At 52.9% G+C, this 24,553-nt stretch carries 20 protein-coding genes and 1 other annotated feature (1 of these 21 running past the window's edge); of the genes, 15 read left to right on the top strand and 5 right to left on the bottom strand.

Going from position 1 to position 24,553, the window contains the following annotated elements:
* Window positions 1-16: a sequence feature (Thr leader region), on the top strand; it begins 101 nt to the left of the window's first position.
* 34 nt (window positions 17-50) lie between these two features.
* From thrA to thrC, 3 genes are read left to right on the top strand one after another with little or no spacing between them, the layout of a single operon-like run.
* Window positions 51-2,510, top strand: coding sequence for a bifunctional aspartate kinase/homoserine dehydrogenase I (thrA, locus tag IV433_RS08270; RefSeq protein WP_195813687.1), 2,460 nt, complete (start codon window positions 51-53; stop codon window positions 2,508-2,510).
* A 1-nt stretch (window position 2,511) separates the two neighbouring features.
* Window positions 2,512-3,441, top strand: coding sequence for a homoserine kinase (thrB, locus tag IV433_RS08265; protein WP_104923396.1), 930 nt, complete (start codon window positions 2,512-2,514; stop codon window positions 3,439-3,441).
* Between the two features lie 24 nt (window positions 3,442-3,465).
* Window positions 3,466-4,755 carry a threonine synthase gene (thrC, locus tag IV433_RS08260; protein WP_195813688.1) on the top strand — a complete coding sequence of 430 codons (1,290 nt, stop codon included), beginning with the start codon at window positions 3,466-3,468 and terminating at the stop codon, window positions 4,753-4,755.
* A gap of 69 nt (window positions 4,756-4,824) precedes the next feature.
* Here thrC and yaaA read toward each other — a convergent pair whose 3' ends face one another.
* Together yaaA and IV433_RS08250 are read right to left on the bottom strand one after the other, a co-directional pair.
* Window positions 4,825-5,598 carry a peroxide stress protein YaaA gene (gene yaaA, locus IV433_RS08255; RefSeq protein WP_195813689.1) on the bottom strand — a complete coding sequence of 258 codons (774 nt, stop codon included), beginning with the start codon at window positions 5,596-5,598 and terminating at the stop codon, window positions 4,825-4,827.
* Between the two features lie 112 nt (window positions 5,599-5,710).
* Window positions 5,711-7,138, bottom strand: coding sequence for an alanine/glycine:cation symporter family protein (locus tag IV433_RS08250; RefSeq protein ID WP_195813690.1), 1,428 nt, complete (start codon window positions 7,136-7,138; stop codon window positions 5,711-5,713).
* Between the two features lie 275 nt (window positions 7,139-7,413).
* Here IV433_RS08250 and tal point away from each other — a divergent pair, with 275 nt between their 5' ends.
* The 3 genes from tal (at window position 7,414) to IV433_RS08235 (ending at window position 10,531) form a co-directional block, all read left to right on the top strand.
* Complete coding sequence (gene tal, locus IV433_RS08245) at window positions 7,414-8,367, top strand: transaldolase (protein ID WP_152325183.1); 954 nt, start codon at window positions 7,414-7,416, stop codon at window positions 8,365-8,367.
* Between the two features lie 124 nt (window positions 8,368-8,491).
* Complete coding sequence (gene mog, locus IV433_RS08240) at window positions 8,492-9,079, top strand: molybdopterin adenylyltransferase (RefSeq protein WP_152325182.1); 588 nt, start codon at window positions 8,492-8,494, stop codon at window positions 9,077-9,079.
* 129 nt (window positions 9,080-9,208) lie between these two features.
* Window positions 9,209-10,531 carry an MFS transporter gene (locus tag IV433_RS08235; RefSeq protein ID WP_195813691.1) on the top strand — a complete coding sequence of 441 codons (1,323 nt, stop codon included), beginning with the start codon at window positions 9,209-9,211 and terminating at the stop codon, window positions 10,529-10,531.
* A 73-nt stretch (window positions 10,532-10,604) separates the two neighbouring features.
* Here the strand turns inward: IV433_RS08235 and satP are convergent, their stop codons facing one another.
* Window positions 10,605-11,204 carry an acetate uptake transporter gene (gene satP, locus IV433_RS08230; protein WP_104923390.1) on the bottom strand — a complete coding sequence of 200 codons (600 nt, stop codon included), beginning with the start codon at window positions 11,202-11,204 and terminating at the stop codon, window positions 10,605-10,607.
* Between the two features lie 319 nt (window positions 11,205-11,523).
* On the opposite strand from satP, the gene dnaK reads away from it, so the two are divergent.
* The 4 genes from dnaK (at window position 11,524) to nhaR (ending at window position 17,031) form a co-directional block, all read left to right on the top strand.
* On the top strand, window positions 11,524-13,425 hold the full coding sequence (gene dnaK, locus IV433_RS08225) for a molecular chaperone DnaK (protein ID WP_195813692.1): 1,902 nt from the start codon (window positions 11,524-11,526) through the stop codon (window positions 13,423-13,425).
* A 100-nt stretch (window positions 13,426-13,525) separates the two neighbouring features.
* A complete protein-coding gene (dnaJ, locus tag IV433_RS08220; RefSeq protein WP_165058956.1) occupies window positions 13,526-14,659 on the top strand; it encodes a molecular chaperone DnaJ in 1,134 nt (377 codons plus the stop codon).
* A gap of 239 nt (window positions 14,660-14,898) precedes the next feature.
* Entirely contained in the window at window positions 14,899-16,077 is a 1,179-nt protein-coding gene (gene nhaA, locus IV433_RS08215; RefSeq protein ID WP_195813693.1) for a Na+/H+ antiporter NhaA, read from the top strand.
* Window positions 16,078-16,143: 66 nt separating this feature from the next.
* Window positions 16,144-17,031: a transcriptional activator NhaR gene (gene nhaR / locus IV433_RS08210; protein WP_195813694.1), complete on the top strand. Its 888-nt coding sequence runs from the start codon at window positions 16,144-16,146 to the stop codon at window positions 17,029-17,031.
* Between the two features lie 81 nt (window positions 17,032-17,112).
* On the opposite strand, the gene rpsT is transcribed toward nhaR, so the two are convergent.
* Complete coding sequence (rpsT, locus tag IV433_RS08205) at window positions 17,113-17,376, bottom strand: 30S ribosomal protein S20 (protein ID WP_104923385.1); 264 nt, start codon at window positions 17,374-17,376, stop codon at window positions 17,113-17,115.
* A 439-nt stretch (window positions 17,377-17,815) separates the two neighbouring features.
* On the opposite strand from rpsT, the gene ribF reads away from it, so the two are divergent.
* From ribF to ispH, 5 genes are all read left to right on the top strand, one after another.
* Window positions 17,816-18,754 carry a bifunctional riboflavin kinase/FAD synthetase gene (gene ribF, locus IV433_RS08200; protein ID WP_165058962.1) on the top strand — a complete coding sequence of 313 codons (939 nt, stop codon included), beginning with the start codon at window positions 17,816-17,818 and terminating at the stop codon, window positions 18,752-18,754.
* A gap of 62 nt (window positions 18,755-18,816) precedes the next feature.
* Window positions 18,817-21,633, top strand: coding sequence for an isoleucine--tRNA ligase (gene ileS / locus IV433_RS08195; protein WP_195813695.1), 2,817 nt, complete (start codon window positions 18,817-18,819; stop codon window positions 21,631-21,633).
* Complete coding sequence (lspA, locus tag IV433_RS08190) at window positions 21,633-22,139, top strand: signal peptidase II (protein WP_101075118.1); 507 nt, start codon at window positions 21,633-21,635, stop codon at window positions 22,137-22,139. Before ileS ends, lspA begins: the two co-directional genes overlap by 1 nt.
* A gap of 5 nt (window positions 22,140-22,144) precedes the next feature.
* On the top strand, window positions 22,145-22,615 hold the full coding sequence (gene fkpB / locus IV433_RS08185) for an FKBP-type peptidyl-prolyl cis-trans isomerase (RefSeq protein ID WP_165059691.1): 471 nt from the start codon (window positions 22,145-22,147) through the stop codon (window positions 22,613-22,615).
* Window positions 22,596-23,549 (top strand): 4-hydroxy-3-methylbut-2-enyl diphosphate reductase, encoded by a 954-nt coding sequence (gene ispH / locus IV433_RS08180; RefSeq protein WP_152325174.1) that lies wholly within the window; start codon window positions 22,596-22,598, stop codon window positions 23,547-23,549. Before fkpB ends, ispH begins: the two co-directional genes overlap by 20 nt.
* A 65-nt stretch (window positions 23,550-23,614) precedes the next feature.
* Here ispH and IV433_RS08175 read toward each other — a convergent pair whose 3' ends face one another.
* The gene (locus tag IV433_RS08175) at window positions 23,615-24,490 is read right to left on the bottom strand and encodes an SMP-30/gluconolactonase/LRE family protein (protein WP_195813696.1); all 876 of its coding nucleotides are present in this window, start codon (window positions 24,488-24,490) and stop codon (window positions 23,615-23,617) included.
* Between the last annotated feature and the right edge of the window lie 63 nt (window positions 24,491-24,553).

Here is a 24,553-nt window from a genome sequence, read left to right as displayed (position 1 = left end):
TGCGGGCTTTTTTTTTACATTTAAACGAGAGCTTCAGGAGAGAACCAGAAATGCGAGTGTTGAAATTTGGCGGGACCTCGGTAGCAAACGCAGAACGCTTCTTGCGGGTTGCGGATATTATGGAAAGCAATGCGCGTCAGGGACAGGTCGCGACGGTATTATCCGCGCCTGCCAAAATTACCAACTATCTGGTTGCCATGATTGAACGGACTGTCGCCGGACAGGACATCAAGACCATCATGAGCGATGCGGAAAACATTTTTGGTCAGCTGATTACCGGTCTGGCGGCACAGCAGCCGGGCTTTGATTTACCGAAAGTGAAAGCGTTTGTTGATCAGGAATTCGCTCAGCTTAAACAATTGCTGCACGGAATCGCTCTGCTGGGCCAATGCCCGGACAGCGTGAACGCTTCAATCATCTGTCGTGGTGAAAAGCTCTCAATCGCCATTATGGAAGCCGTTTTCCTTGCGAAAGGGTTTGGCGTCACCGTCATTAACCCGGTCGAAAAGCTGCTGGCTCAGGGCCACTATCTCGAATCCACTGTCGATATCAACGAATCCACCCGCCGTATTGCCGCCAGCGCCATTCCTGCCGATCACATTGTGCTGATGGCCGGTTTCACCGCGGGCAACGAGAAGGGTGAACTGGTTGTGCTGGGGCGTAACGGCTCTGACTATTCTGCGGCCGTGCTGGCGGCGTGTTTACGCGCTGATTGCTGCGAGATCTGGACTGACGTCGACGGCGTCTATACCTGTGACCCGCGCACTGTGCCTGATGCCCGTTTGCTGAAATCCATGTCGTATCAGGAAGCGATGGAGCTGTCGTACTTCGGCGCAAAAGTGCTTCACCCGCGCACCATCCTGCCGATTGCCCAGTTCCAGATCCCTTGCCTGATTAAAAACACTACGAACCCGCAGGCGCCAGGCACCCTGATTGGCAGCGAAAGCCTCGGCGACAATACGCCGGTCAAAGGCATCACCAACCTGAATAATATGGCGATGATCAACGTCTCCGGTCCGGGGATGAAAGGGATGATCGGCATGGCGGCACGCGTTTTTGCAGTGATGTCGCGTTCCGGGATTTCCGTTGTGCTGATCACCCAGTCTTCGTCTGAATACAGCATCAGCTTCTGCGTGCCGCAAAATGAGCTGGTTCGCGCACGCAAGGCGCTGGAAGATGAGTTCTATCTTGAGCTGAAAGATGGCCTGCTTGAGCCGCTGGATGTCATGGAAAAACTGGCCGTGATTTCTGTGGTCGGCGACGGCATGCGTACGCTGCGCGGCATTTCGGCGAAATTCTTCTCCGCACTGGCGCGTGCCAATATCAATATCGTCGCCATCGCGCAGGGTTCTTCTGAGCGTTCCATTTCCGTTGTGGTGAATAACGAAGATGCCACTACCGGTGTCCGCGTCAGCCACCAGATGTTGTTCAACACCGATCAGGTTATCGAAGTCTTTCTGATTGGCGTCGGCGGTGTCGGCGGGGCGTTGATCGAACAGATCCGCCGTCAGCAGGCCTGGCTGAAAACCAAACATATCGATCTGCGCGTTTGCGGCATCGCCAATTCCCGCGCGTTGCTTACCAACGTTCACGGCATTCCGCTCGATACCTGGCAGGACGAGCTGGGCGCGGCGAAAGAGCCTCTGAATCTGGGCCGTCTGATCCGCCTGGTGAAGGAATACCATCTGCTGAACCCGGTGATTGTTGACTGTACGTCCAGCCAGGAAGTGGCGGACCAATATGCCGATTTCCTGGCCGATGGTTTCCACGTCGTCACGCCGAATAAAAAAGCCAATACCTCATCGATGAATTATTACCATCAGCTGCGTAAAGCGGCGGATGGTTCGCGCCGAAAATTCCTGTACGACACTAACGTCGGCGCTGGTTTGCCGGTTATCGAGAACCTGCAAAACCTGCTAAATGCAGGCGATGAACTGCTGCGTTTCTCGGGGATCCTCTCCGGATCGCTGTCCTTCATTTTCGGTAAACTGGACGAAGGTATGTCACTGTCTGCCGCCACCTTGCAGGCGCGCGATATGGGCTACACCGAGCCGGATCCGCGTGACGATTTGTCGGGTATGGACGTCGCCCGTAAGTTGCTTATTCTGGCGCGTGAAGCCGGTTATAAGCTGGAATTAACGGACATCGATGTGGAATCTGTTTTGCCTGTGTCTTTTGATTCCTCAGGCAACGTAAATGAGTTTGTGGCCCGCCTGCCGGAACTGGACGCCGAATTTGCTCAGCGCGTTGCAGATGCGACAGCAGCGGGTAAAGTATTGCGCTACGTCGGCGCTATCGAAGAAGGGCGTTGCAAGGTAAAAATCGACGCCGTCGATGGCAATGACCCGCTTTATAAAGTAAAAAATGGTGAGAATGCGCTGGCGTTTTACAGCCGCTATTATCAGCCGTTACCGCTGGTGTTGCGCGGTTATGGTGCCGGTAATGATGTGACGGCGGCAGGTGTGTTTGCCGATCTTTTGAGAACGCTGTCATGGAAGTTAGGAGTTTAATATGGTTAAGGTGTATGCCCCGGCTTCAATTGGGAACGTCAGCGTAGGCTTCGACGTTCTGGGCGCAGCAGTGTCTCCGGTGGATGGCACGCTTCTGGGTGATTGCGTATCGGTAGAAGCCGCCACAACATTCAGCCTGAAAAACGAAGGCAAGTTTGTTTCCAAACTGCCTGACCGGATGGAAGACAACATCGTTTATCAGTGCTGGCAGCGTTTCTGTCAGGAAATCGGCAAAGATGTGCCGGTGGCCATGACGCTTGAAAAAAATATGCCGATCGGTTCCGGGCTGGGTTCCAGCGCCTGTTCGGTGGTTGCCGGTCTGATGGCAATGAACGAATTTTGCGGCAAGCCGCTCAGCGACAACAAAATGCTGGAGCTGATGGGCGAGCTGGAAGGGCGGATTTCCGGCAGTGTGCATTTTGATAACGTCGCGCCGTGCTATCTGGGCGGCATCCAGCTGATGCTCGAAGAGCTGGATATCATCAGCCAGAATGTGCCAAGTTTTGACGACTGGCTGTGGGTGATGGCGTATCCGGGCATCAAAGTCTCGACGGCGGAAGCGCGCGCGATTTTACCGGCGCAGTATCGCCGCCAGGATTGCATCAGCCACGGGCGTTATCTGGCGGGCTTTATTCATGCGTGCCATACACAGCAACCGGCGCTGGCCGCGAAGCTGATGAAAGATGTGATCGCCGAACCTTACCGCACACGCCTTCTGCCGGGTTTTGCCGAAGCACGCAGCGCGGCCGAAGAAATCGGTGCGCTGGCTTGCGGGATTTCCGGTTCCGGCCCGACGCTGTTTGCCGTCTGCAATGACAGCGCAACCGCGAAACGTATGGCCGACTGGTTGCAGACCCACTATCTGCAAAATGACGAAGGCTTTGTTCATATTTGTCGTCTGGATACCGCTGGCGCGCGGGTATTGGGATAACTCGATAATCGACTGGGATAACTAATGAAACTGTACAACCTGAAGGATCACAACGAGCAAGTGAGTTTTGCGCAGGCCGTCAAACAAGGTCTGGGCAAACAACAGGGATTATTCTTCCCGCTCGACCTGCCGGAATTTGAGCTGACTGAAATTGACCGCCTGCTGGATCTGGATTTCGTCACCCGCAGCACGCGCATTCTTTCTGCTTTCATCGGCGATGAAATTCCTGAAGATGAATTGCATCAGCGCGTGAAAAACGCGTTTGCCTTCCCGGCGCCTGTCGCAAAAGTGGAAGACGATATTGCCTGTCTGGAGCTGTTCCACGGCCCGACCCTGGCATTTAAAGATTTCGGTGGCCGCTTCATGGCGCAGATCCTGACGCAGGTTTCTGGCGATCAGCCGGTCACGATCCTGACCGCAACATCCGGTGATACCGGTGCTGCTGTGGCGCACGCTTTCCACGGTCTGAAAAACGTTCGTGTGGTGATCCTGTATCCGCGCGGCAAAATCAGCCCGCTTCAGGAAAAACTGTTCTGTACTCTCGGTGGCAATATTCACACCGTGGCTATCGATGGCGATTTCGACGCCTGTCAGGCGCTGGTCAAACAGGCGTTTGATGATGAAGAACTGAAACATGCGCTGAAGCTGAACTCCGCGAACTCCATCAATATCAGCCGTCTGCTGGCGCAGATTTGCTATTACTTCGAAGCCGTGGCGCAACTGCCGCAGGAAGCCCGCAATCAGCTGGTCGTTTCCGTGCCAAGCGGTAACTTTGGTGACCTGACCGCCGGTTTGCTGGCGAAATCTCTCGGTCTGCCGGTTAAGCGTTTCATCGCTGCCACCAACGCCAATGACACCGTGCCGCGTTTCCTGAGCAATGGCGAATGGGAACCGAAGAAAACCGTTGCGACATTGTCGAACGCCATGGACGTCAGCCAGCCAAACAACTGGCCGCGCGTGGAAGAACTATATCGCCGTAAAATCTGGCAGCTGAAAGATCTCGGTTTTGGTGCGGTCAGCGATGACACCACGGAAGACGCGATGCGCGAGCTGGCGAATATCGGTTACATCTCTGAACCGCATGCCGCCATTGCTTACCGCGTTCTGCGTGACCAGTTGCAACCGGGCGAATTCGGCCTGTTCATCGGCACGGCGCATCCGGCGAAGTTCAAAGAAAGCGTGGAAGCGATTTTGGATCAGGATATCGGCTTGCCGAAAGAGCTGGCGGATCGCGCAGACCTGCCACTGCTGTCGCACAATCTGCCGGCAGACTTCAGCGAAATGCGCGCATTCCTGATGGCATTGCCTGAATAAAGTCTGCGGCATTCTGAAATGCAAAAAGCCCTCTTCGTGAGGGCTTTTTTACGGGCGCAGAAAGGGGAATCAGCGTTCAGGGCGGGTAAAGACCAGCTCGTTGCCCTGCGATCGTGACTCGTCAAAGGCATAACCTTCCAGATTGAAATCCTGCAATTGTTTCGCCTTATCCAGACGCTCTTTGATGATAAAGCGGCTCATCAGCCCGCGCGCTTTCTTCGCGTAGAAGCTGATGACTTTGTATTTGCCATTTTTCTCATCAAGGAAAACAGGTTTGATGATTTCGCCATCCAGCAGTTTAGGTTTTACCGCTTTGAAATATTCGTCGGACGCCAGATTCACCAGCACTTTGCTTTTCTGTTCGCTCAGCAGCTGGTTGAGTTTTTCGGTCAGCAACTCGCCCCAGAAGGCATAAAGATTGGCACCCTGCGGATTTTCCAGGCGGATACCCATTTCCAGGCGATACGGCATCATCAGATCCAGCGGACGAAGAAGTCCGTACAAACCCGATAACATCCGCAGATGTTTCTGGGCAAAATCGAAATCTTTTTCGCTGAAGTCTTCGGCTTGTAAGCCGGTATAAACGTCACCTTTGAACGCCAGTAACGCCTGACGTGCATTTTCCGGCGTGAAATCCGGCTGCCAGTCATTGAAGCGCTCTGCGTTCAGATGAGCCAGTTTATCGCTGATCCCCATCAGTGAAGAGATCTGCGCAGGCGACATTTTACGCGCTACCGTGATCAGCTGAGCTGATTTATCCAGCAACTCAGGTTGGGTATAGCGCGTTGTCGCAAGCGGGCTTTCGTAATCGAGCGTTTTGGCAGGTGAAATAATGGTCAGCATAGTCTCGTCCGTTGGTCAGTGACGCTTCAAATTTGGGATTTTTTCGTTGCACTACTGTAGCAAAAAAGCCGCTGCGGGGGAGCCATGATATCGATAGGTAAAAGCTTAACTGTCAGTGCCGGGATGGTTTTTTATCCCAAATGCCCGGCTCCAGCTGGTCGCGCAATTCCGGGAAATGGTCCGGATTAAACACCGGTATTTTCCCCATGCGTTGCTGGCGTTCGTAGTCCTTCACCACTTTGACCGCCACGCCCGAAAGCAGCAGCAGCGCGGTCAGGTTCAGTATTGCCATCAGCGCCATGAAGATATCCGCCAGTTTCCAGGCGATATGCAGTTCCATCAGACAGCCGCAGAACACCATGCCGATGACCATCAGGCGGAAAATCAGCAATTTATACGGCGCGGCGCGGTGAACAAAACTCAGGTTGTTTTCCGCATACGCGTAGTTGCCTGAGATAGAAGTAAAGGCGAAGGAAAACACCAGTACGGCCAGCGCGATGTGGCTCCATTCGCCCGTCGCAGGCGTGATGGCCTGCTGCAATAAGCGGATACCAAAAGGCGCGTCCGGATGATCAAGCACGCCGGACGTCAGTACAATCAGCGCCGTGGCGGTGCAAATCACCACGGTATCGATAAAGACGGCAAACATCTGGTTGAAACCCATGGTGGCGGGGTGGCTGACCGACGCCATCGCCGCCGCGTTTGGCGAAGACCCGACGCCTGCTTCGCTGGCAAAAACGCCGCGCTGCATTCCCTGAGTGATGGCCTGCGTGACGCCGTAGGCCAGGGCGCCGGAGGCCGCTTCCTGCAAACCGAAAGCGCTTTTAAAGACCAGCGCAATCACCTGTGGCAATTTTTCGATGTTATGACCGATGACCCAGACCGCCAGCAGCAGGTACGCACAGGCCATCAGCGGAACCATCCATTTGGAAAGCCAGATAACAGAACGTATACCGCCAAAAATCAGCAGGGCGGTCATCGTAGCCAGAATAGCGGCGGTGGTCAGATGGGGAACGTGTAGCAAATGAAAGGAGGCCTGAGCAATGGAGTTAGCCTGTAACGCACTGAAAACAAAGCCGCAGGAGACAACCATCAGGAAGGAAAATAGAATGCCCATCCAGCGCATGCCCAGCCCTTTCTCCATGTAATCTGCCGGGCCGCCGCGAAATTTACCGCGCTCGCCAACGCCTTTGTATATCTGCGCCAGCGTGTTTTCAATCAGCGCCGTCGCCATGCTGAAAACGGCGATGACCCACATCCAGAAAATCGCGCCCGGCCCGCCGAGGGTAATGGCTATCGCCACGCCGGTCAGGTTACCGGTACCAATACGTGAGGATAAACTCAGGCACAGCGTGCCCCAGGCTGACATTCCCCGTGGATCGCGGCCAGGCTTAAAAAGGGCAGGGGAAAACAGATGTCTGAAACGGCGGAACTGGATGAAACTCAGGCGAATGGTGAGGTAAATGCCGGTGCCAAACAGCAGGTAAATCAGGATGGAACTCCAGAGAATAGTGTCAAAAAAATCCAGCAGATCATTCATGAATTATCCTTGGTTGATAAACCCTTCATTTTTTTAGTTGTTCGCTCAGAGGGCTATGACCACTTTGGTTGGCTAACATACCTTTTTTATTGAAACGGGGACATATGCAAATTGGCTGATTTTGTGTGTTTTAGAAGGTGAGAAATCCATAGATGTTCGTAGCCGAGCATGCCGCGATAAGCGCCTTGCGCGTGGCTTTTTGCATGTTATCATCAGCCAAAGGCAAGGCATGAAAATGCCTATACGAAAACGTCCAAACGATGAGATATGCCAAAATGACCGATAAACTGACTTCCCTACGCCAAATGACTCAGGTTGTTGCTGACACCGGAGATATCGCGGCAATGAAGTTGTACCAGCCGCAGGATGCGACCACTAACCCGTCACTGATCCTCAGCGCTGCGCAAATTCCTGAATACCGTAAACTGATCGACGAAGCAATCGCCTGGGCACGTGACCAGAGCAGCGATCACGATCAGCAGATTACTGATGCAGCTGACAAACTGGCAGTGAACATCGGTCTGGAAATCCTGAAACTTGTCCCGGGCCGTATTTCGACTGAAGTTGACGCTCGTCTGTCTTACGACACTGACGCGAGCGTGGCAAAAGCGAAACGTCTGATCAAACTGTACAACGATGCGGGCATCAGCAACGACCGTATCCTGATCAAACTGGCGTCTACCTGGCAGGGTATCCGCGCAGCGGAAAAACTGGAAAAAGAAGGCATCAACTGTAACCTGACGCTGCTCTTCTCATTCGCTCAGGCGCGTGCCTGTGCAGAAGCCGGTGTGTTCCTGATTTCTCCATTCGTTGGCCGTATCCTCGACTGGTACAAAGCCAATGGCGACAAAAAAGAGTTCGCACCGAATGAAGATCCGGGCGTTGTGTCCGTGACCGAAATCTACGAATACTACAAACAACACGGCTATGAAACTGTCGTGATGGGTGCAAGCTTCCGTAACATCGGCGAAATCATCGAACTGGCTGGCTGTGACCGTCTGACCATCGCACCTGCACTGCTGAAAGAGCTGGCAGAAAGCGAAGGCCCACTGGAACGCAAACTGTCCTTCTCCGGCGAAACCAAGCCACGCCCTGCGCCACTGACTGAAGCTCAGTTCTACTGGGACCACAACCAGGATCCAATGGCGATCGACAAACTGGCAGATGGCATCCGTAAGTTTGCAATCGATCAGGGCAAACTGGAAAAAATGATTTCTGACCTGCTGTAATCAGCACTCAGTTTTCGACGAAAAGCGGCTAATCAGCCGCTTTTTTTGTGTCTGCGATAAAACCCCGCGCCGTTATCGATATAATGAGGCTTATTGAAAGCAGATTTTGTCACGGAGAAATGGCATGGATAAATTGCGAATTGGTCTGGTATCGGTGTCAGACCGTGCGTCGGGTGGGGTATATCAGGACAAAGGTATTCCGGCGCTGGAAGAATGGCTGGAGAAAGCGCTCATCACGCCCTTCAAACTGGAAACACGGCTTATTCCGGATGAACAACCTCTGATCGAACAGGCGATCAGCGAGCTGGTCGATGAAAGCGGTTGTCATCTGGTGCTGACCACTGGCGGAACCGGCCCGGCGCGCCGTGATGTGACACCGGACGCCACGCTGGCCATCGCCGATCGTGAGATGCCGGGCTTTGGTGAACAGATGCGTCAGATCAGCCTGCACTTTGTCCCGACGGCAATTTTATCGCGTCAGGTCGGCGTGATCCGCAAACAGGCGCTGATCCTCAACTTACCGGGACAACCCAAATCCATTCAAGAAACGCTGGAAGGTCTGAAAGACGCGGAAGGCAAAGTGATCGTATCCGGTATTTTCGCCAGCGTGCCTTACTGCATCCAGTTGCTCGACGGGCCGTATATTGAAACGCACGACCACGTGGTAGCAGCATTTCGTCCAAAAAGTGCCCGTCGCGACACAAAAAACTGAATACGCTTTGTTTTTGAAATAAGATTCAGGCGCTCTGGTGTGAAAAATATTTGCCGCTATAGTAATAATTACTTTACAGAAAGCGGCAAAAACCGTTTCCATTTTCACTCTGGCGTCACACGGACTCTTATGCAACACGCACAATCGCGCCGGCTGGACCGGCAGGACTTCAAAACGCTTTCCCTGGCTGCGCTGGGCGGCGCCCTCGAATTCTACGATTTCATCATTTTCGTCTTCTTCGCTGCGGTTATTGGCGACCTTTTCTTCCCGGCTGATATGCCCGACTGGCTGCGTCAGGTGCAGACGTTTGGCATTTTTGCCGCCGGTTATCTGGCGCGTCCGCTGGGCGGCATTATCATGGCGCACTTTGGGGATCTGGTTGGCCGCAAACGGATGTTCAGCCTGAGTATTCTGCTGATGGCGTTACCGACGCTGGCGATGGGGCTCCTGCCGACGTACGCTTCGATCGGCATTGCCGCACCGTTATTGCTTTTACTGATGCGTATTTTGCAGGGCGCAGCGATCGGCGGCGAAGTGCCGGGAGCCTGGGTTTTTGTGGCGGAACACGTTCCGCGTAACCGCATTGGTTTTGCCTGCGGAACGCTGACTGCCGGCCTGACAATGGGTATCCTGCTGGGTTCTCTTGTGGCAACTTTACTGAACACCAGCATGACGCCCGCTACGATCAGCCAATATGGCTGGCGCATTCCGTTCTTTATCGGCGGGGTTTTCGGGTTAATCGCCCTGTATCTGCGCCGCTGGTTGCAGGAAACGCCGGTCTTTATCGAGATGAAAGCCCACAAAGCGCTGGCAGAAGAATTGCCGCTGAAGGCTGTTGTCGCGAATCATAAAAAAGAAATCGTGGTGTCGATGCTGATGACCTGGCTGTTGTCTGCGGGGATCGTGGTCGTCATTCTGATGACGCCGACGTGGCTGCAAAAACAGTTTGGCATTCCGGCGGCAGCGGCGTTGCAGGCAAACTGCCTCGCCACCGTTGCGCTGATGTTTGGCTGCATTATTTCGGGCAGTGTTGTGGATCGTCTGGGTGCCAGTAAGACGTTTATTATCGGCAGCCTGTTCCTCGGAATTTGCAGCTGGAGTTTCTATCACATGGTTGCGGCTGATCCGTCTGTGCTGATGGGGATGTACGCGCTGGCCGGTTTAAGCGTGGGCGTGGTTGGCGCGGTGCCGTATGTGATGGTGCGGGCTTTCCCGGCGGAAGTGCGGTTTACCGGAATTTCTTTCTCTTACAATGTGGCTTACGCCATTTTTGGTGGCCTGACACCGGTGTTCGTGACGCTTATCATGCGTCTGACACCAATGGCACCGGCTTATTATGTGCTGGCATTGTCCGTGATTGGTTTACTGACCGGCATTTATCTCAGCCGTGATCTGAACAGTGAAACCGCCCGCGAAGCTAAATTTGCAGAGCGTGCCGCTTCAGGCCAGTAAGCTTCTTAAACTCATTTTTGGCGCAAAAAAAAGCCCCGTTCATTCGGGGCTTTTTCGTCTCAGACGTCGCGCGTTATGCCGTAACCGCATTCACATCGCGAGCGTGGCTTTTAGGTTCGCCAATCGGCAAAACGGTGCGGCCATACTGCTCGTTGAGCACTTCGGCCATCGCCAGATAAATCGCGCTGGCGCCACAGAAGATACCTTCAAAACCGGCAAAATGCAGAACCGCCGTATTGCCGGTCATGTTGCCGAAACACAGCAGGGCAAACAAAATGGTCAGGCTGCCGAAAACGACCTGTAAACCACGGTTTGCTTTCAACGTGCCAAAAAACATGAAGAGAGTGAAAACGCCCCAGATGCCCAGATAAGCGCCCAGGAAACTTTCGCTGCTGGCATCGGCCATGCCCATGCGTGGCAGCATCAGAATACCGACCAGGCTCAGCCAGAACGCACCGTAGGAGGTAAACGCCGTGGTGCCGAAGGTATTCCCTTTTTTAAATTCCATCATCCCTGCAAGAATTTGAATCAAACCACCATAAAAAATGCCCATGCTGACAATAACAGCGGTCAACGGGAAAAAGCCTGCGTTGTGTAAATTCAACAAGATAGTAGTCATACCAAATCCCATTAACCCGAGCGGGCCTGGATTTGCCAACGTTTTGGTCTGCATAGATCCTCTGTATCAGAATTATTATTAATTGATAATCGGGGGAAGAAACGCTTGGGAAATGGGTAAAAAAGCCGCATATCTTTGGAAGCGCGCGGCATCATAAGGAGGGTTGCGTCAGTAAACATTGATCTGGCGTAACAGCAATTGAAGATTTTTTTTCACTTTGCCCCTTGATGCTGAGCGTCATGGCCCCATCTTATCCTCAACCGCAGTTGTTACCGTCGGTAAAACCGTAATATGGGGCTGTTGAAATCGAAAAGATCGTCCTCATATACAGTAGCAACCTGAACGAATATGAATTTAAGTGGAGACGTGTTAGATGGGTAAAATTATTGGGATCGACCTGGGCACCACCAACTCTTGTGTAGCTATCATGGATGGCACGACTGCTCGTGTACTGGAGAATGCTGAAGGCGACCGCACCACTCCTTCCATCATCGCTTATGCGGCAGATGGCGAGACTCTGGTAGGTTCTCCGGCTAAACGTCAGGCAGTGACCAACCCGCAGAACACCTTGTTTGCGATCAAACGCCTGATTGGCCGTCGCTTCCAGGATGAAGAAGTACAACGCGATAAAGGCATTATGCCTTACCAGATCGTAGGCTCCGACAACGGCGACGCCTGGATCGACATTAAAGGTCAGAAAATTGCACCTCCGCAGATCTCTGCTGAAGTGTTGAAGAAAATGAAGAAAACTGCTGAAGATTATCTGGGCGAACCAGTAACTGAAGCTGTTATCACCGTACCTGCATACTTCAACGATGCACAGCGTCAGGCAACGAAAGACGCCGGCCGTATCGCAGGTCTGGAAGTCAAACGTATCATCAACGAACCCACCGCTGCGGCACTGGCTTACGGCCTGGATCGCGAAATCGGTAACCGCACTATCGCGGTATACGACCTCGGTGGTGGTACTTTCGATATCTCTATTATCGAAATCGACGAAGTTGACGGTGAAAAAACCTTCGAAGTTCTGGCAACCAACGGTGATACTCACCTCGGTGGTGAAGACTTCGACAGCCGTCTTATCAACTATCTGGTTGAAGAGTTTAAGAAAGAACAAGGTATGGATCTGCGTAATGATCCGCTGGCAATGCAACGTCTGAAAGAAGCGGCTGAAAAAGCGAAGATTGAATTGTCTTCTGCTCAGCAGACCGACGTTAACCTGCCGTATATCACTGCGGATGCAACCGGTCCAAAACACATGAACATCAAGGTGACCCGTGCAAAACTGGAATCTTTGGTGGAAGACCTGGTTAACCGTTGTATTGAACCACTGAAAGTGGCTCTGAAAGACGCAGGTCTGTCTGTCTCTGACGTTCAGGACGTGATCCTGGTCGGTGGTCAGACGCGTATGCCAATGGTTCAGAAGAAAGTGGCTGAATTCTTTGGTAAAGAACCACGTAAAGACGTGAACCCGGACGAAGCTGTGGCAATCGGTGCAGCAGTTCAGGGTGGTGTGTTGGCAGGTGATGTTAAAGACGTTCTGTTGCTGGACGTGACTCCGTTGTCTCTGGGTATCGAAACCATGGGCAGCGTGATGACTCCGCTCATCACCAAAAACACCACTATCCCGACGAAACACAGCCAGGTGTTCTCTACTGCGGAAGACAACCAGTCTGCAGTAACCATCCATGTGTTGCAGGGTGAGCGTAAACGTTCAAGTGATAACAAATCTCTGGGTCAGTTCAACCTGGACGGTATTCAGGCAGCGCCACGCGGTCAGGCACAGATCGAAGTGACCTTCGACCTTGACGCCGACGGTATCCTGCATGTGTCTGCGAAAGACAAAAATACCGGCCGTGAGCAGAAGATCACCATCAAGGCATCTTCTGGTCTGACGGAAGAAGAGATCCAGCAAATGGTCAACGATGCTGAAGCGAATGCTGAAGCTGACCGTAAGTTTGAAGAACTGGTTCAGACCCGCAACCAGGCGGACCACCTGATCCACGGAACCCGTAAGCAACTGGAAGAAGCCGGCGACAAACTGCCAGCTGAAGACAAAACTGCGGTTGAAGAAGCCCTGAAAGCACTGGAAGTTTCTGCTAAAGGTGAAGACAAGGCTGATATCGAAGCGAAAATCCAGGCGCTGGTTCAGGTTTCCGGCAAACTGATGGAAATGGCTCAGCAGCAAGGCCAGACCGAAGGCAGCGATGACAGCGCGAAGAAAGATGACGACGTTGTTGATGCTGAATTCGAAGAAGTTAAAGACAAGAAATAATCGCCCTTTAGCGGGCACAGTAAGAGTTCATTACTGAAAACCAGCACGGGCGTCGAGGAAACTCTACGCCCGTGCACGCATGTTGAGGGCAGGAAAAAGCATGGCGAAGCAAGATTATTACGAGCTGTTGGGCGTTTCCAAAACGGCCGATGAGCGCGAAATCAAAAAGGCCTACAAGCGCCTGGCAATGAAGCATCACCCTGACCGTAATCAGGGCGATAAAGAGTCTGAAAGCAAATTTAAAGAAATTAAAGAAGCTTACGAAATTCTGACCGATGCGCAAAAGCGCGCGGCCTATGACCAGTACGGTCATGCAGCCTTTGAACAGGGCGGCATGGGCGGTGGCGGTGGTTACGGCGGCGGCGGTGCAGATTTCAGCGACATCTTTGGTGACGTCTTTGGCGACATCTTTGGCGGCGGTCGCCGTCAGCGTGCCAGCCGGGGTTCAGATCTGCGTTACAACATGGATCTGACTCTGGAAGAGGCCGTTCGTGGTGTCACCAAAGAAATCCGCATCCCGACACTGGATGAATGTGACGTTTGCCACGGCAGCGGCGCGAAAGCGGGTAGCTCACCAACGACCTGTCCAACCTGTCACGGTGCGGGCCAGGTGCAGATGCGTCAGGGCTTCTTTACTGTGCAACAGGCGTGTCCGACCTGTCAGGGCCGCGGTAAAGTGATCAAAGATCCGTGCAACAAATGTCACGGTCATGGCCGCGTAGAACGTTCGAAAACGCTGTCCGTGAAAATTCCTGCGGGTGTTGACACCGGCGACCGTATTCGTCTGGAAGGTGAAGGCGAAGCGGGCGAGCATGGCGCACCGTCAGGCGATCTGTACGTTCAGGTTCAGGTCAAAGCGCACAAAATCTTCGAGCGCGAAGGCAACAACCTGTACTGCGAAGTGCCAATCAACTTTGCGATGGCTGCACTGGGTGGCGAAATTGAGGTTCCTACGCTTGATGGTCGCGTGAGCCTGAAGATCCCAGCCGAAACGCAAACCGGTAAGATGTTCCGTATGCGCGGACGCGGTGTGAAATCCGTACGTGGCGGCGCACAGGGCGACTTAATGTGCCGTGTTGTAGTCGAAACACCGGTCAGCCTGAGCGAAAAGCAAAAACAATTGCTGCGTGATCTGGAAGAAAGCTTTGGTGGCGTATCGGGCGAAAAAAATAGCCCGCGCTCTAAAAGCTTTCTGGACGGCGTGAAAAAGTTTTTCGATGATCTGACACGTTAACCGGTTCCTGCAAAAAGGAACGGTATACTCCAGACAAATCCCCGGCAGCAATTCGCGCCGGGGATTTTTTTATGGGATTTTTTTAAAAAAACGGTGAAAGCGTCGAATAAATAATTCGTAAAAACCGAGGTATACTCCAGAAATAAACGAGTTTTTACGAAGTGAATCACTGCGTACAATTCGCGCATCCGATTGTGGCGTCCCGTTTTCAGCCACGCTTAATTAACAGGAGAGTCAGAATGTCGAATTTAATTCGTCGTTTTTTGCGTATGGAAGCTGCGGGCGGAATTGTGCTCATCATTGCCGCCGTCGTGGCACTGGTTATGGCAAACAGCCCGTTGCAGGGCGCTTATCAGGCGTTTTTAGATATTCCGGTCACGCTGCGCTTTTCTGAGTTGCTGATCGACAAACCGCTTTTGCTGTGGATTAACGACGGTCTGATGGCGGTGTTTTTCCTGATGATTGGTCTGGAAGTTAAGCGGGAGATGTGTGAAGGCGCACTGGCCAATCGCGAGCAGGCGCTGTTCCCGGCTATCGCCGCGCTGGGCGGTATGATCGTTCCGGCGCTGATTTATTTGCTGTTCAACGGCAATGACGAAATTGCGCGTCAGGGCTGGGCAATCCCGGCTGCAACGGATATCGCTTTTGCACTGGGTGTTATGGCGCTGTTGGGATCACGTGTACCGACCGGGCTGAAAGTTTTCCTGCTGGCACTGGCCATCATTGATGATCTGGGTGCCATCGTGATTATCGCGCTGTTCTACAGCCATGATATTTCGATGATGGCGCTGGGGTTGTCGGCAGTTTGCATCGCCGCGCTGGCCTGCCTTAACTGGCGCGGGGTCACTAAACTGACGCCATACCTGCTGATTGGCGCAATTTTCTGGGTATGCGTTCTGAAATCAGGTATTCATGCGACATTAGCGGGCGTGATCCTTGGCTTCCTGATCCCGCTGAATACCAAAGAAAATAAGGCTTCGCCGGCACGCCGCCTGGAGCACGGTATTCATCCGTACGTGGCCTGGTTTATTTTGCCAATTTTTGCTTTTGCGAATGCGGGGATTTCTTTGCAGGGCGTGACGGCTTCCGGGGCATTTTCCCTGCTGCCGATGGGGATTGCGGCGGGCCTGCTGCTGGGTAAACCGCTCGGCATCATGTTGTTCAGCAGTGTGGCGCTCAAATTGGGCATCACCCGTTTACCGTCAGGGATTTCATTCGGCCAGATTTCAGCCGTTTCCGTGCTTTGCGGCATTGGCTTCACCATGTCGATTTTCATTGGTTCACTGGCCTTCGCCCTGAGGGATCCGGCACTGCTGACTTACGCGAAAATGGGCATCCTGATGGGGTCAGTGGCTTCGGCTCTGTTGGGATATGTGCTGTTGAGCCGTGCTTTACCAAAGAAAGTTGTTAAACATTGACCGGCAGGTTGCGCGCTGAGTCGCGCAACCTGATAGCAATCTCGTGCTTCAGAAAAGGATGAAAACATGCCTCATATTAATTACAACCATTTGTATTATTTTTGGCACGTGTGTAAATCAGGTTCTGTTGTGGGAGCCGCCGAGGCGTTGTATCTGACCCCGCAGACAATCACCGGCCAGATCAAATCATTGGAAGAAAGGCTTGGCGGAAAACTTTTTAAGCGGCAAGGGCGCGGGCTGATACCTTCAGAGCTGGGTCAGCTGGTCTATCGCTATGCGGATAAAATGTTCACCCTGAGCCAGGAAATGCTGGATATCGTGAATTACCGCAAAGAGTCGAGCCTGCTGTTTGATGTGGGCGTTGCGGATGCGTTGTCTAAACGTCTGGTCAGCCGTGTGCTGGAAGCCGCCGTACCTGAAAATGCCCAAATTCATTTACGCTGTTTTGAATCGACGCACGAAATGCTGCTCGAACAGCTAAGTTTGCATAAGCTGGATATGATTTTGTCCGATTGCCCGGTGGATTCTACCCAGCAGGAAGGGCTATTTTCAGTCAAGCTGGGTGAAAGCCCGATCAGCTTCTTTTGTTGCAAACCGCTGGATGGCGCGGATTTTCCGGCCTGCCTTGAGCAACGCCCGCTGCTTATTCCCGGTCGCCGTTCGATGTTAGGACGTAAATTGCTGAACTGGTTTACGACGCAGGGGCTGAACGTCAATATCCTCGGGGAATTCGATGACGCGGCACTGATGAAAGCATTCGGAATGAACAACGATGCCATTTTTGTCGCACCGGCTATCTACTCCTCGACGGAGTTTCAGGACGAGAAAATTGAAGAGGTCGGGCGGGTAGAAGGGATCATGGAAGAGTACTACGTGATTTTTGCGGAAAGGATGATTCAGCATCCTTCGGTACAGCGGATTTGTCACACTGACTTTTCGGCGCTATTTACCTGAAACCTGAAACGACTCAAATTTCAGATATAAAAAAACCGGCCAAGGCCGGTTTTTTTATCAAAGCATTTCAGCGTAATGCGATTATTGCATTGCGTTGATTTGCGCAGTCAGGTTTGACTTATGACGCGCTGCTTTGTTTTTGTGGATCAGGCCTTTGCAAGACTGACGGTCCACAATTGGTTGCATTTCGTTAAATGCATTTTGTGCAGCAGTTTTGTCGCCTGCTGCGATAGCCGCGTGTACCTTTTTGATAAAGGTACGCATCATTGAACGACGGCTCGCGTTGTGCTTACGGCGTTTTTCTGACTGTACGGCGCGTTTCTTAGCTGATTTGATATTAGCCAAGGCCAACTCCCAAATATTTTTCTATTGATGAACAATTCAAAGGCCGAGGAATATGCCTTTTCGGTCTTCTTTTGTCAACGGATTTGTGCAAATAAGCGGCGCTTTTAAGCGTAAACTTTAATCGTCGCTTGTTACGTTGTGATGGCGCAGGATTTTAACAGCTTCCGGCATCGGAATACAGTCTTTCGCGAGAAAAATCGACAGGAGAGTGTACAAACTGCCCACTGCGGCCATTAACGCCTTGTTTATGCGAAAAGTCACGCATTCCCTGTGTGCAACGAAAGATTTTCATCGCCACTCGTCCATTTGAACCGCAATATCTGCCGTATGCAAGGGAGAATGGTGTGATCCTGTGAATCGCTGGTTAACCTTGGAGGCTGTACAAGGTATAATCCGCCGATTTCCATCTTTATGAGTCAGCATTGGATTTGAGCCAGCTATGGAGCTAATTCGCGGAATACACAATATTCGAGCACGTCATCATGGATGTGTGCTGACTATTGGCAATTTTGATGGTGTACACCGTGGTCATCAGGCCCTGATTAAACAGCTAAAGCTGGAAGGTCAACGTCTGGGGCTGCCGGTGATGGTAATGATTTTTGAGCCACAGCCGCTGGAACTGTTCGCCGGTGATAAAGCACCTGCGCGCCTGACCAGTTTGCGTGACAAAGCCAAGTATCTGGCCGAGTGCGGAGTTGATTATCTGTTATGCGTACGCTTCGAACCCCGGTTCGCAGCGCATATTGCACAGGAATTTATCTCTAAATTGCTGGTGGAGAAACTGGGCGTCAGATTCCTGACTGTCGGGGATGATTTCCGCTTTGGCGCGCGCCGTCTGGGAGATTTTGAGCTGTTACAGAAAGCCGGTGAAGAATATGGCTTTGAAGTGATCAGCACACAAACCTTCCGCGAAGGCGGCAATCGTATCAGCAGCACCGCAATTCGCGATGCGCTGCGCGATGACGATCTGGCGCTGGCCGAAAATTTACTGGGCCATCCGTTCAGTATTTCCGGCCGCGTTGTTCACGGCGATAAACTGGGGCGTACCATCGGTTTCCCAACGGCCAACGTGCCGCTCAAACGCGTGGTTTCACCCGTGCGCGGTGTTTATGCCGTGGACGTTTTAGGCCTCGGGCCTGAGCCTTTGCCGGGCGTGGCCAATATTGGTATACGCCCGACGGTCGGCGGTGTGCGCAAGCAGTTGGAAGTGCACCTTCTCGACACCACATTAGATCTATACGGGCGCCACATTGACGTGGTGCTTCGCGCGAAATTGCGCAACGAACAGCGTTTTTCCTCGCTTGATGCTTTGAAGCAACAAATTGCGAACGATGAGGTGACGGCCCGGGAATTCTTTGGGTTAAAGACACCACGCTAAACATGTACTGACAGGCGTGTAACAAAGCCTGGAATCCAGCCGAAAAACGGAACCGAGAATCTATGAGTGACTACAAGAACACCCTGAATTTGCCGGAAACAGGGTTCCCGATGCGTGGCGATCTGGCCAAGCGTGAACCTGACATGCTGAAAAATTGGTATGACCAGGATCTGTACGGGATTATTCGTGCTGCCAAGAAAGGCAAAAAAACCTTTATTTTGCATGACGGCCCTCCGTATGCGAACGGCAGCATTCATATTGGTCACTCAGTAAACAAAATTCTTAAAGACATGATTATCAAGTCCAAAGGGCTTGCGGGCTTCGATGCGCCGTATGTTCCGGGCTGGGATTGTCATGGTCTGCCGATTGAGCTGAAAGTTGAGCAACTGATCGGCAAGCCGGGTGAGAAAGTGACGGCGGCTGAGTTCCGTGAAGCGTGCCGTAAATATGCCGCAGAGCAGGTTGAAGGCCAGAAGAAAGACTTCATCCGTCTGGGCGTGTTGGGCGACTGGGATCACCCGTACCTGACCATGGACTTCAAAACTGAAGCCAACATCATCCGTGCGCTGGGCAAAATCATCGGTAACGGTCACCTGCATAAAGGTGCGAAACCTGTTCACTGGTGTACCGATTGCGGCTCTTCACTGGCTGAAGCGGAAGTTGAGTATTACGACAAAACGTCCCCGTCTATCGATGTGACGTTTAACGCCACTGACGCAGCGGCTGTGGCAGCGAAATTCGGTGCGGCTTCCTTTAATGGCCCGATCTCTCTGGTCATCTGGACCACCACGCCGTGGACCATGCCTGCAAACCGCGCAATTTCCCTGAATCCTGAATTCTCTTATCAGCTGGTTCAGGTGGAAGGCCAGTGTCTGATTCTGGCAACCGATCTGGTTGAAAGCGTCATGAAACGCGCCGGTATCGCAGAATGGACTGTGCTGGGCGAATGCAAAGGTGCAGATCTTGAATTACTGCGCTTCAAACACCCGTTCCTGGGCTTCGATGTTCCGGCTATTTTGGGCGATCACGTTACGCTCGACGCCGGTACGGGTGCTGTACATACCGCACCGGGCCACGGTCCTGATGACTTTGTTATCGGCCAGAAATACGGTCTGGAAGTGGCTAACCCGGTTGGCCCGAACGGTTGTTATCTGCCGGGCACTTACCCGACGCTGGACGGCAAGTTTGTCTTTAAAGCCAATGATTTGATCGTCGAACTGCTGCGTGAAAAAGGCGCATTGCTGCACGTTGAGAAAATCACGCACAGCTACCCTTGTTGCTGGCGTCACAAAACGCCAATCATCTTCCGCGCCACGCCGCAATGGTTCATCAGCATGGATCAGAAAGGCCTGCGTAAGCAGTCACTGGAAGAGATCAAAGGCGTTCAGTGGATCCCTGACTGGGGTCAGGCGCGTATTGAAAACATGGTCGCTAACCGTCCTGACTGGTGTATCTCCCGTCAGCGTACCTGGGGCGTACCGATGTCTCTGTTTGTCCACAAAGACACTGAGCAACTGCATCCGCGCAGCCTTGAGCTGATGGAAGAAGTCGCAAAACGCGTTGAAGTTGACGGCATTCAGGCGTGGTGGGATCTGAACCCGGAAGATATTTTGGGTGCGGACGCCGCCGATTACGTCAAAGTGCCGGATACGCTGGATGTGTGGTTCGACTCCGGTTCTACGCATTCTTCTGTTGTGGATGTGCGCCCTGAGTTCAACGGCCATTCCCCGGATTTGTATCTGGAAGGCTCCGACCAGCATCGCGGCTGGTTCATGTCTTCACTGATGATTTCGACAGCCATGAAAGGCAAAGCGCCTTACAAACAAGTTCTGACGCACGGTTTCACAGTGGATGGTCAGGGCCGCAAAATGTCCAAATCCATCGGTAACACCATCGCGCCTCAGGACGTGATGAACAAGCTGGGTGGCGACATCCTGCGTCTGTGGGTCGCGTCAACGGATTACACCGGTGAAATCGCCGTGTCCGACGAAATTCTTAAACGTGCCGCGGATTCTTACCGCCGTATCCGTAACACCGCGCGCTTCCTGCTGGCGAACCTTAACGGTTTCGATCCGGCGCTGCACAGCGTGGCTCCGGAAGACATGGTCGTTCTGGATCGCTGGGCCGTTGGCCGCGCGAAAGCTGCACAAGAAGAGATCATTGCCGCGTATGAAGCCTATGATTTCCACGGTGTGGTTCAGCGTCTGATGCAGTTCTGTTCCATCGAGATGGGTTCTTTCTATCTGGATATCATCAAAGATCGCCAGTACACCGCAAAAAGCGACAGCGTTGCACGTCGCAGCTGCCAGACCGCGCTGTATTACATCAGCGAAGCACTGGTTCGTTGGATGGCGCCGATCATGTCCTTCACAGCGGATGAAATCTGGGCTGAATTGCCGGGCCAGCGTGAGAAATTCGTCTTCACCGAAGAATGGTTTGACGGTCTGTTTGGCCTGACCGGTAACGAATCCATGAACGATGCGTTCTGGGATGAGCTGCTGAAAGTTCGTGGCGAAGTGAACAAGGTGATTGAACAGGCGCGTGCCGATAAACGTCTGGGCGGTTCTCTGGAAGCGGCGGTCACGCTGTATGCCGATGACGCTCTGGCGGCCGATCTGCGCTCACTGGGCAATGAACTGCGCTTCGTGCTGCTGACCTCCGGCGCTAAAGTGGCTGCGCTGTCAGAAGCTGACGAATCCGCTCAGCCAAGTGAATTGCTCAAAGGCCTGAAAATTGGTCTGGCAAAAGCAGAAGGCGACAAGTGCCCGCGCTGCTGGCATTACACCACTGACGTCGGCCAGAACGCGGAACACAGCGAACTCTGTGGCCGCTGTGTGACCAACATTGCCGGCGACGGCGAAGAGCGTAAGTTTGCATAATGAGTAAATCGATCTGTTCCACCGGACTCCGCTGGCTCTGGCTGGCGGTCGTGGTCATCATCGTGGATCTGGGCAGTAAGTTCCTCATCATGGGGAACTTCCAGCTTGGCGAATCCATGCCGCTGATCCCGTATTTGAACCTGTTCTATGCGCAAAACCACGGGGCAGCGTTTAGCTTCCTGGCGGATAAAGGCGGCTGGCAGCGCTGGTTCTTTGCTGTGATTGCACTGGCAATCGTCGTGGCGCTGGTGGTACTGATGTACCGTGGTACCGCGAAGCAAAAACTCAATAACATCGCGTTTGCGATGATTATCGGCGGGGCGTTAGGTAATTTGTTCGACCGCCTGTATCACGGTTTCGTGGTCGACTTTATCGACTTCTATGTCGGCAACTGGCATTTCGCGACGTTCAATCTGGCTGACAGCTTTATTTGCGTCGGTGCAGCGCTGGTCGTGCTGGAGGGTTTTCTGGCAAAACCTAAAGAAGCGGAAAAGAGCAAAGGATAAGTATGATGTCTCAACAGGTGAAACATGACAGCGCCGTGCTGGTGCATTTTACGTTGAAACTGGAAGACGGTTCGACGGCAGAATCAACCCGCGCGAATGGTAAACCCGCGCTGTTTCGCCTTGGCGATGGCAGCTTGTCTGACGCGCTGGAGAATCAGCTGTTAGGCCTGACGGTGGGCGACAAGCGCGCCTTTACCCTCGCACCTGAATCGGCGTTTGGCGGCAAAAGCCCCGATCTGGTTCAGTTCTTTTCGCGTCGTGACTTCCAGGAAACAGGCGTGCCGGATGTCGGCACGATTATGCTGTTTTCCGGGCGTGACGGCAGCGAAATGCCGGGCGTGGTGCGTGAGGTGACGGAAGATTCTATCACTGTAGATTTCAACCATCCGCTGGCGGGACAGCATATCGATTTTGATATCGAAGTGCTGGAAATCGATCCGCAACTGGAGGAGAAGCATGCAGATATTGCTGGCTAATCCGCGAGGATTTTGCGCGGGCGTTGACCGTGCAATCAGCATCGTAGAACGCGCGCTGGAAATTTACGGCGCGCCGATTTACGTTCGTCATGAAGTCGTACATAACCGCTATGTGGTTGACAGCCTGCGTCAGCGCGGGGCGATTTTTATCGAGCAAATCAGTGAAGTGCCTGATGGCTCCATTCTGATTTTCTCCGCTCACGGTGTGTCTCAGGCTGTCCGTGCTGAAGCGAAAGCGCGTGATCTGACCATGTTGTTTGACGCCACTTGTCCGCTCGTGACTAAAGTCCATATGGAAGTTGCGCGTGCCAGCCGTAAGGGCACGGAAGCGATTCTGATTGGTCATGCCGGTCACCCGGAAGTGGAAGGCACAATGGGCCAGTACAGCAACCCGAACGGGGGAATGTATCTGGTTGAGGCGCCGGAGGATGTCTATAAATTGCAGGTGAAAGACGAAAATAACCTGTGCTTTATGACACAAACCACGCTTTCTGTTGATGATACGTCTGCGGTGATTGATGCGCTGCGCGAGCGTTTCCCGAAGATTATCGGGCCGCGTAAAGACGATATTTGCTATGCGACAACCAACCGTCAGGAAGCCGTACGTACGCTGGCGGATGGCGCGGATGTCGTGCTGGTGGTCGGGTCGAAGAACTCTTCCAACTCCAACCGTCTGGCGGAACTGGCACAGCGCGTCGGTGTGCCTTCCTATCTGATCGACTCTGCGGCAGATATTCAGGAAAGCTGGCTCAAAAATGCGAAAAGCATTGGCGTGACAGCTGGCGCATCGGCACCGGATATTTTGGTGCAGGACGTGATCAGCAAGCTGAAAGCATTTGGCGGCCTCGATGTGATTAATATCGAAGGGCGCGAAGAGAATATTGTCTTCGAAGTGCCGAAAGAGCTGCGCGTTGATGTGCGTCAGATCGACTGACGAAACGCATAAAATTAAAAAACCGGCTCACGTGGCCGGTTTTTTTACGTCTTTTTTGACACCCGTTACGGGTTTTCGAGTCTGAAAAGATTCTGCGGAGCGCCGACCGTCGCCGTTTTAGCGTGAAGCAACGCTCCCTCCAGCGCGTGCGGGGCATCAAGGTTTTTACGCGCCGAGGTAATAAATATCTCGGTCATATCCGGGCCACCAAAAGTGCAGCAACTTGGCTGCGTGACGGGCACCGGCAGGGTGTCCAGCGTCAGCAGTTCGCCCTGATTGATCTGCTGGCGCAGCAGGCATTTTGAGCCCCAGCAGGCGGTGATGAGCCAGCCGTTTTGCGTCAGCGCCGAACCGTCGGGGATTTTGTCGCCGGAGGAGAAACAGGAAATTTTCAGAGGATTAATGCGGCGGGCGTTAGCGGAATAAAAGCGGTTTTTCCGGCTGTCTGCAAACCAAACTTTGCCTTCATACCAGACCAGCGTATTGGTTGTCCCCACGTTATCGAGCATGATTTCAGGCTTTTCAGCCCCGGCCTCAAAGCGGAACCACGCGCCGGTCATTTTTTCTTCTTCAATATCCATCGTGCCAAACCAAAGTGAGCCATCAGGTGCGACAGCGGCTTCGTTGGGGCGCGTTCCTTCCGCACCGGGATAATCGCAGAGTTTTTGCCGGGTTTGAGCTTCGTAATCGTAAAGATGAACACCGTCCTGAGAAACCAGCAAAAAGACGTTACGCTTTTGCGTTAACAATACGCCGCTGGTCAGGGAAGGGAGTTCGTGAATTTCAGTCTGGCCGGAGGCTGGCCAGTATCGTAATACGCGCTGAGCCAGGATATCGACCCACAATAATGACTGGGTGCGCTGGCACCAGACGGGAGTTTCACCCAATTCGGCTCGATAGTCGCCAATGGCTGTTATGTCGGACCGGAAAAATGCTGACATCGCAAAGCTCTCCTGCTGGCTGCAAAGTGGATATAGCGAAAAACTGTCTGTATTCAGTCTAGT

The sequence above is a fragment of the Rahnella laticis genome (assembly GCF_015644585.1).
GTDB lineage: Bacteria > Pseudomonadota > Gammaproteobacteria > Enterobacterales > Enterobacteriaceae > Rahnella > Rahnella laticis.
This window is presented reverse-complemented; position numbering and strand designations above follow the sequence as displayed.

Coding starts and splice junctions, on each gene's coding strand:
- thrA (WP_195813687.1), top strand. CDS start 51: ATGCGAGTGTTGAAATTTGGCGGGACCTCGGTAGCAAACGCAGAACGC.
- thrB (WP_104923396.1), top strand. CDS start 2,512: ATGGTTAAGGTGTATGCCCCGGCTTCAATTGGGAACGTCAGCGTAGGC.
- thrC (WP_195813688.1), top strand. CDS start 3,466: ATGAAACTGTACAACCTGAAGGATCACAACGAGCAAGTGAGTTTTGCG.
- yaaA (WP_195813689.1), bottom strand. CDS start 5,598: ATGCTGACCATTATTTCACCTGCCAAAACGCTCGATTACGAAAGCCCG.
- IV433_RS08250 (WP_195813690.1), bottom strand. CDS start 7,138: ATGAATGATCTGCTGGATTTTTTTGACACTATTCTCTGGAGTTCCATC.
- tal (WP_152325183.1), top strand. CDS start 7,414: ATGACCGATAAACTGACTTCCCTACGCCAAATGACTCAGGTTGTTGCT.
- mog (WP_152325182.1), top strand. CDS start 8,492: ATGGATAAATTGCGAATTGGTCTGGTATCGGTGTCAGACCGTGCGTCG.
- IV433_RS08235 (WP_195813691.1), top strand. CDS start 9,209: ATGCAACACGCACAATCGCGCCGGCTGGACCGGCAGGACTTCAAAACG.
- satP (WP_104923390.1), bottom strand. CDS start 11,204: ATGCAGACCAAAACGTTGGCAAATCCAGGCCCGCTCGGGTTAATGGGA.
- dnaK (WP_195813692.1), top strand. CDS start 11,524: ATGGGTAAAATTATTGGGATCGACCTGGGCACCACCAACTCTTGTGTA.
- dnaJ (WP_165058956.1), top strand. CDS start 13,526: ATGGCGAAGCAAGATTATTACGAGCTGTTGGGCGTTTCCAAAACGGCC.
- nhaA (WP_195813693.1), top strand. CDS start 14,899: ATGTCGAATTTAATTCGTCGTTTTTTGCGTATGGAAGCTGCGGGCGGA.
- nhaR (WP_195813694.1), top strand. CDS start 16,144: ATGCCTCATATTAATTACAACCATTTGTATTATTTTTGGCACGTGTGT.
- ribF (WP_165058962.1), top strand. CDS start 17,816: ATGGAGCTAATTCGCGGAATACACAATATTCGAGCACGTCATCATGGA.
- ileS (WP_195813695.1), top strand. CDS start 18,817: ATGAGTGACTACAAGAACACCCTGAATTTGCCGGAAACAGGGTTCCCG.
- lspA (WP_101075118.1), top strand. CDS start 21,633: ATGAGTAAATCGATCTGTTCCACCGGACTCCGCTGGCTCTGGCTGGCG.
- fkpB (WP_165059691.1), top strand. CDS start 22,145: ATGTCTCAACAGGTGAAACATGACAGCGCCGTGCTGGTGCATTTTACG.
- ispH (WP_152325174.1), top strand. CDS start 22,596: ATGCAGATATTGCTGGCTAATCCGCGAGGATTTTGCGCGGGCGTTGAC.
- IV433_RS08175 (WP_195813696.1), bottom strand. CDS start 24,490: ATGTCAGCATTTTTCCGGTCCGACATAACAGCCATTGGCGACTATCGA.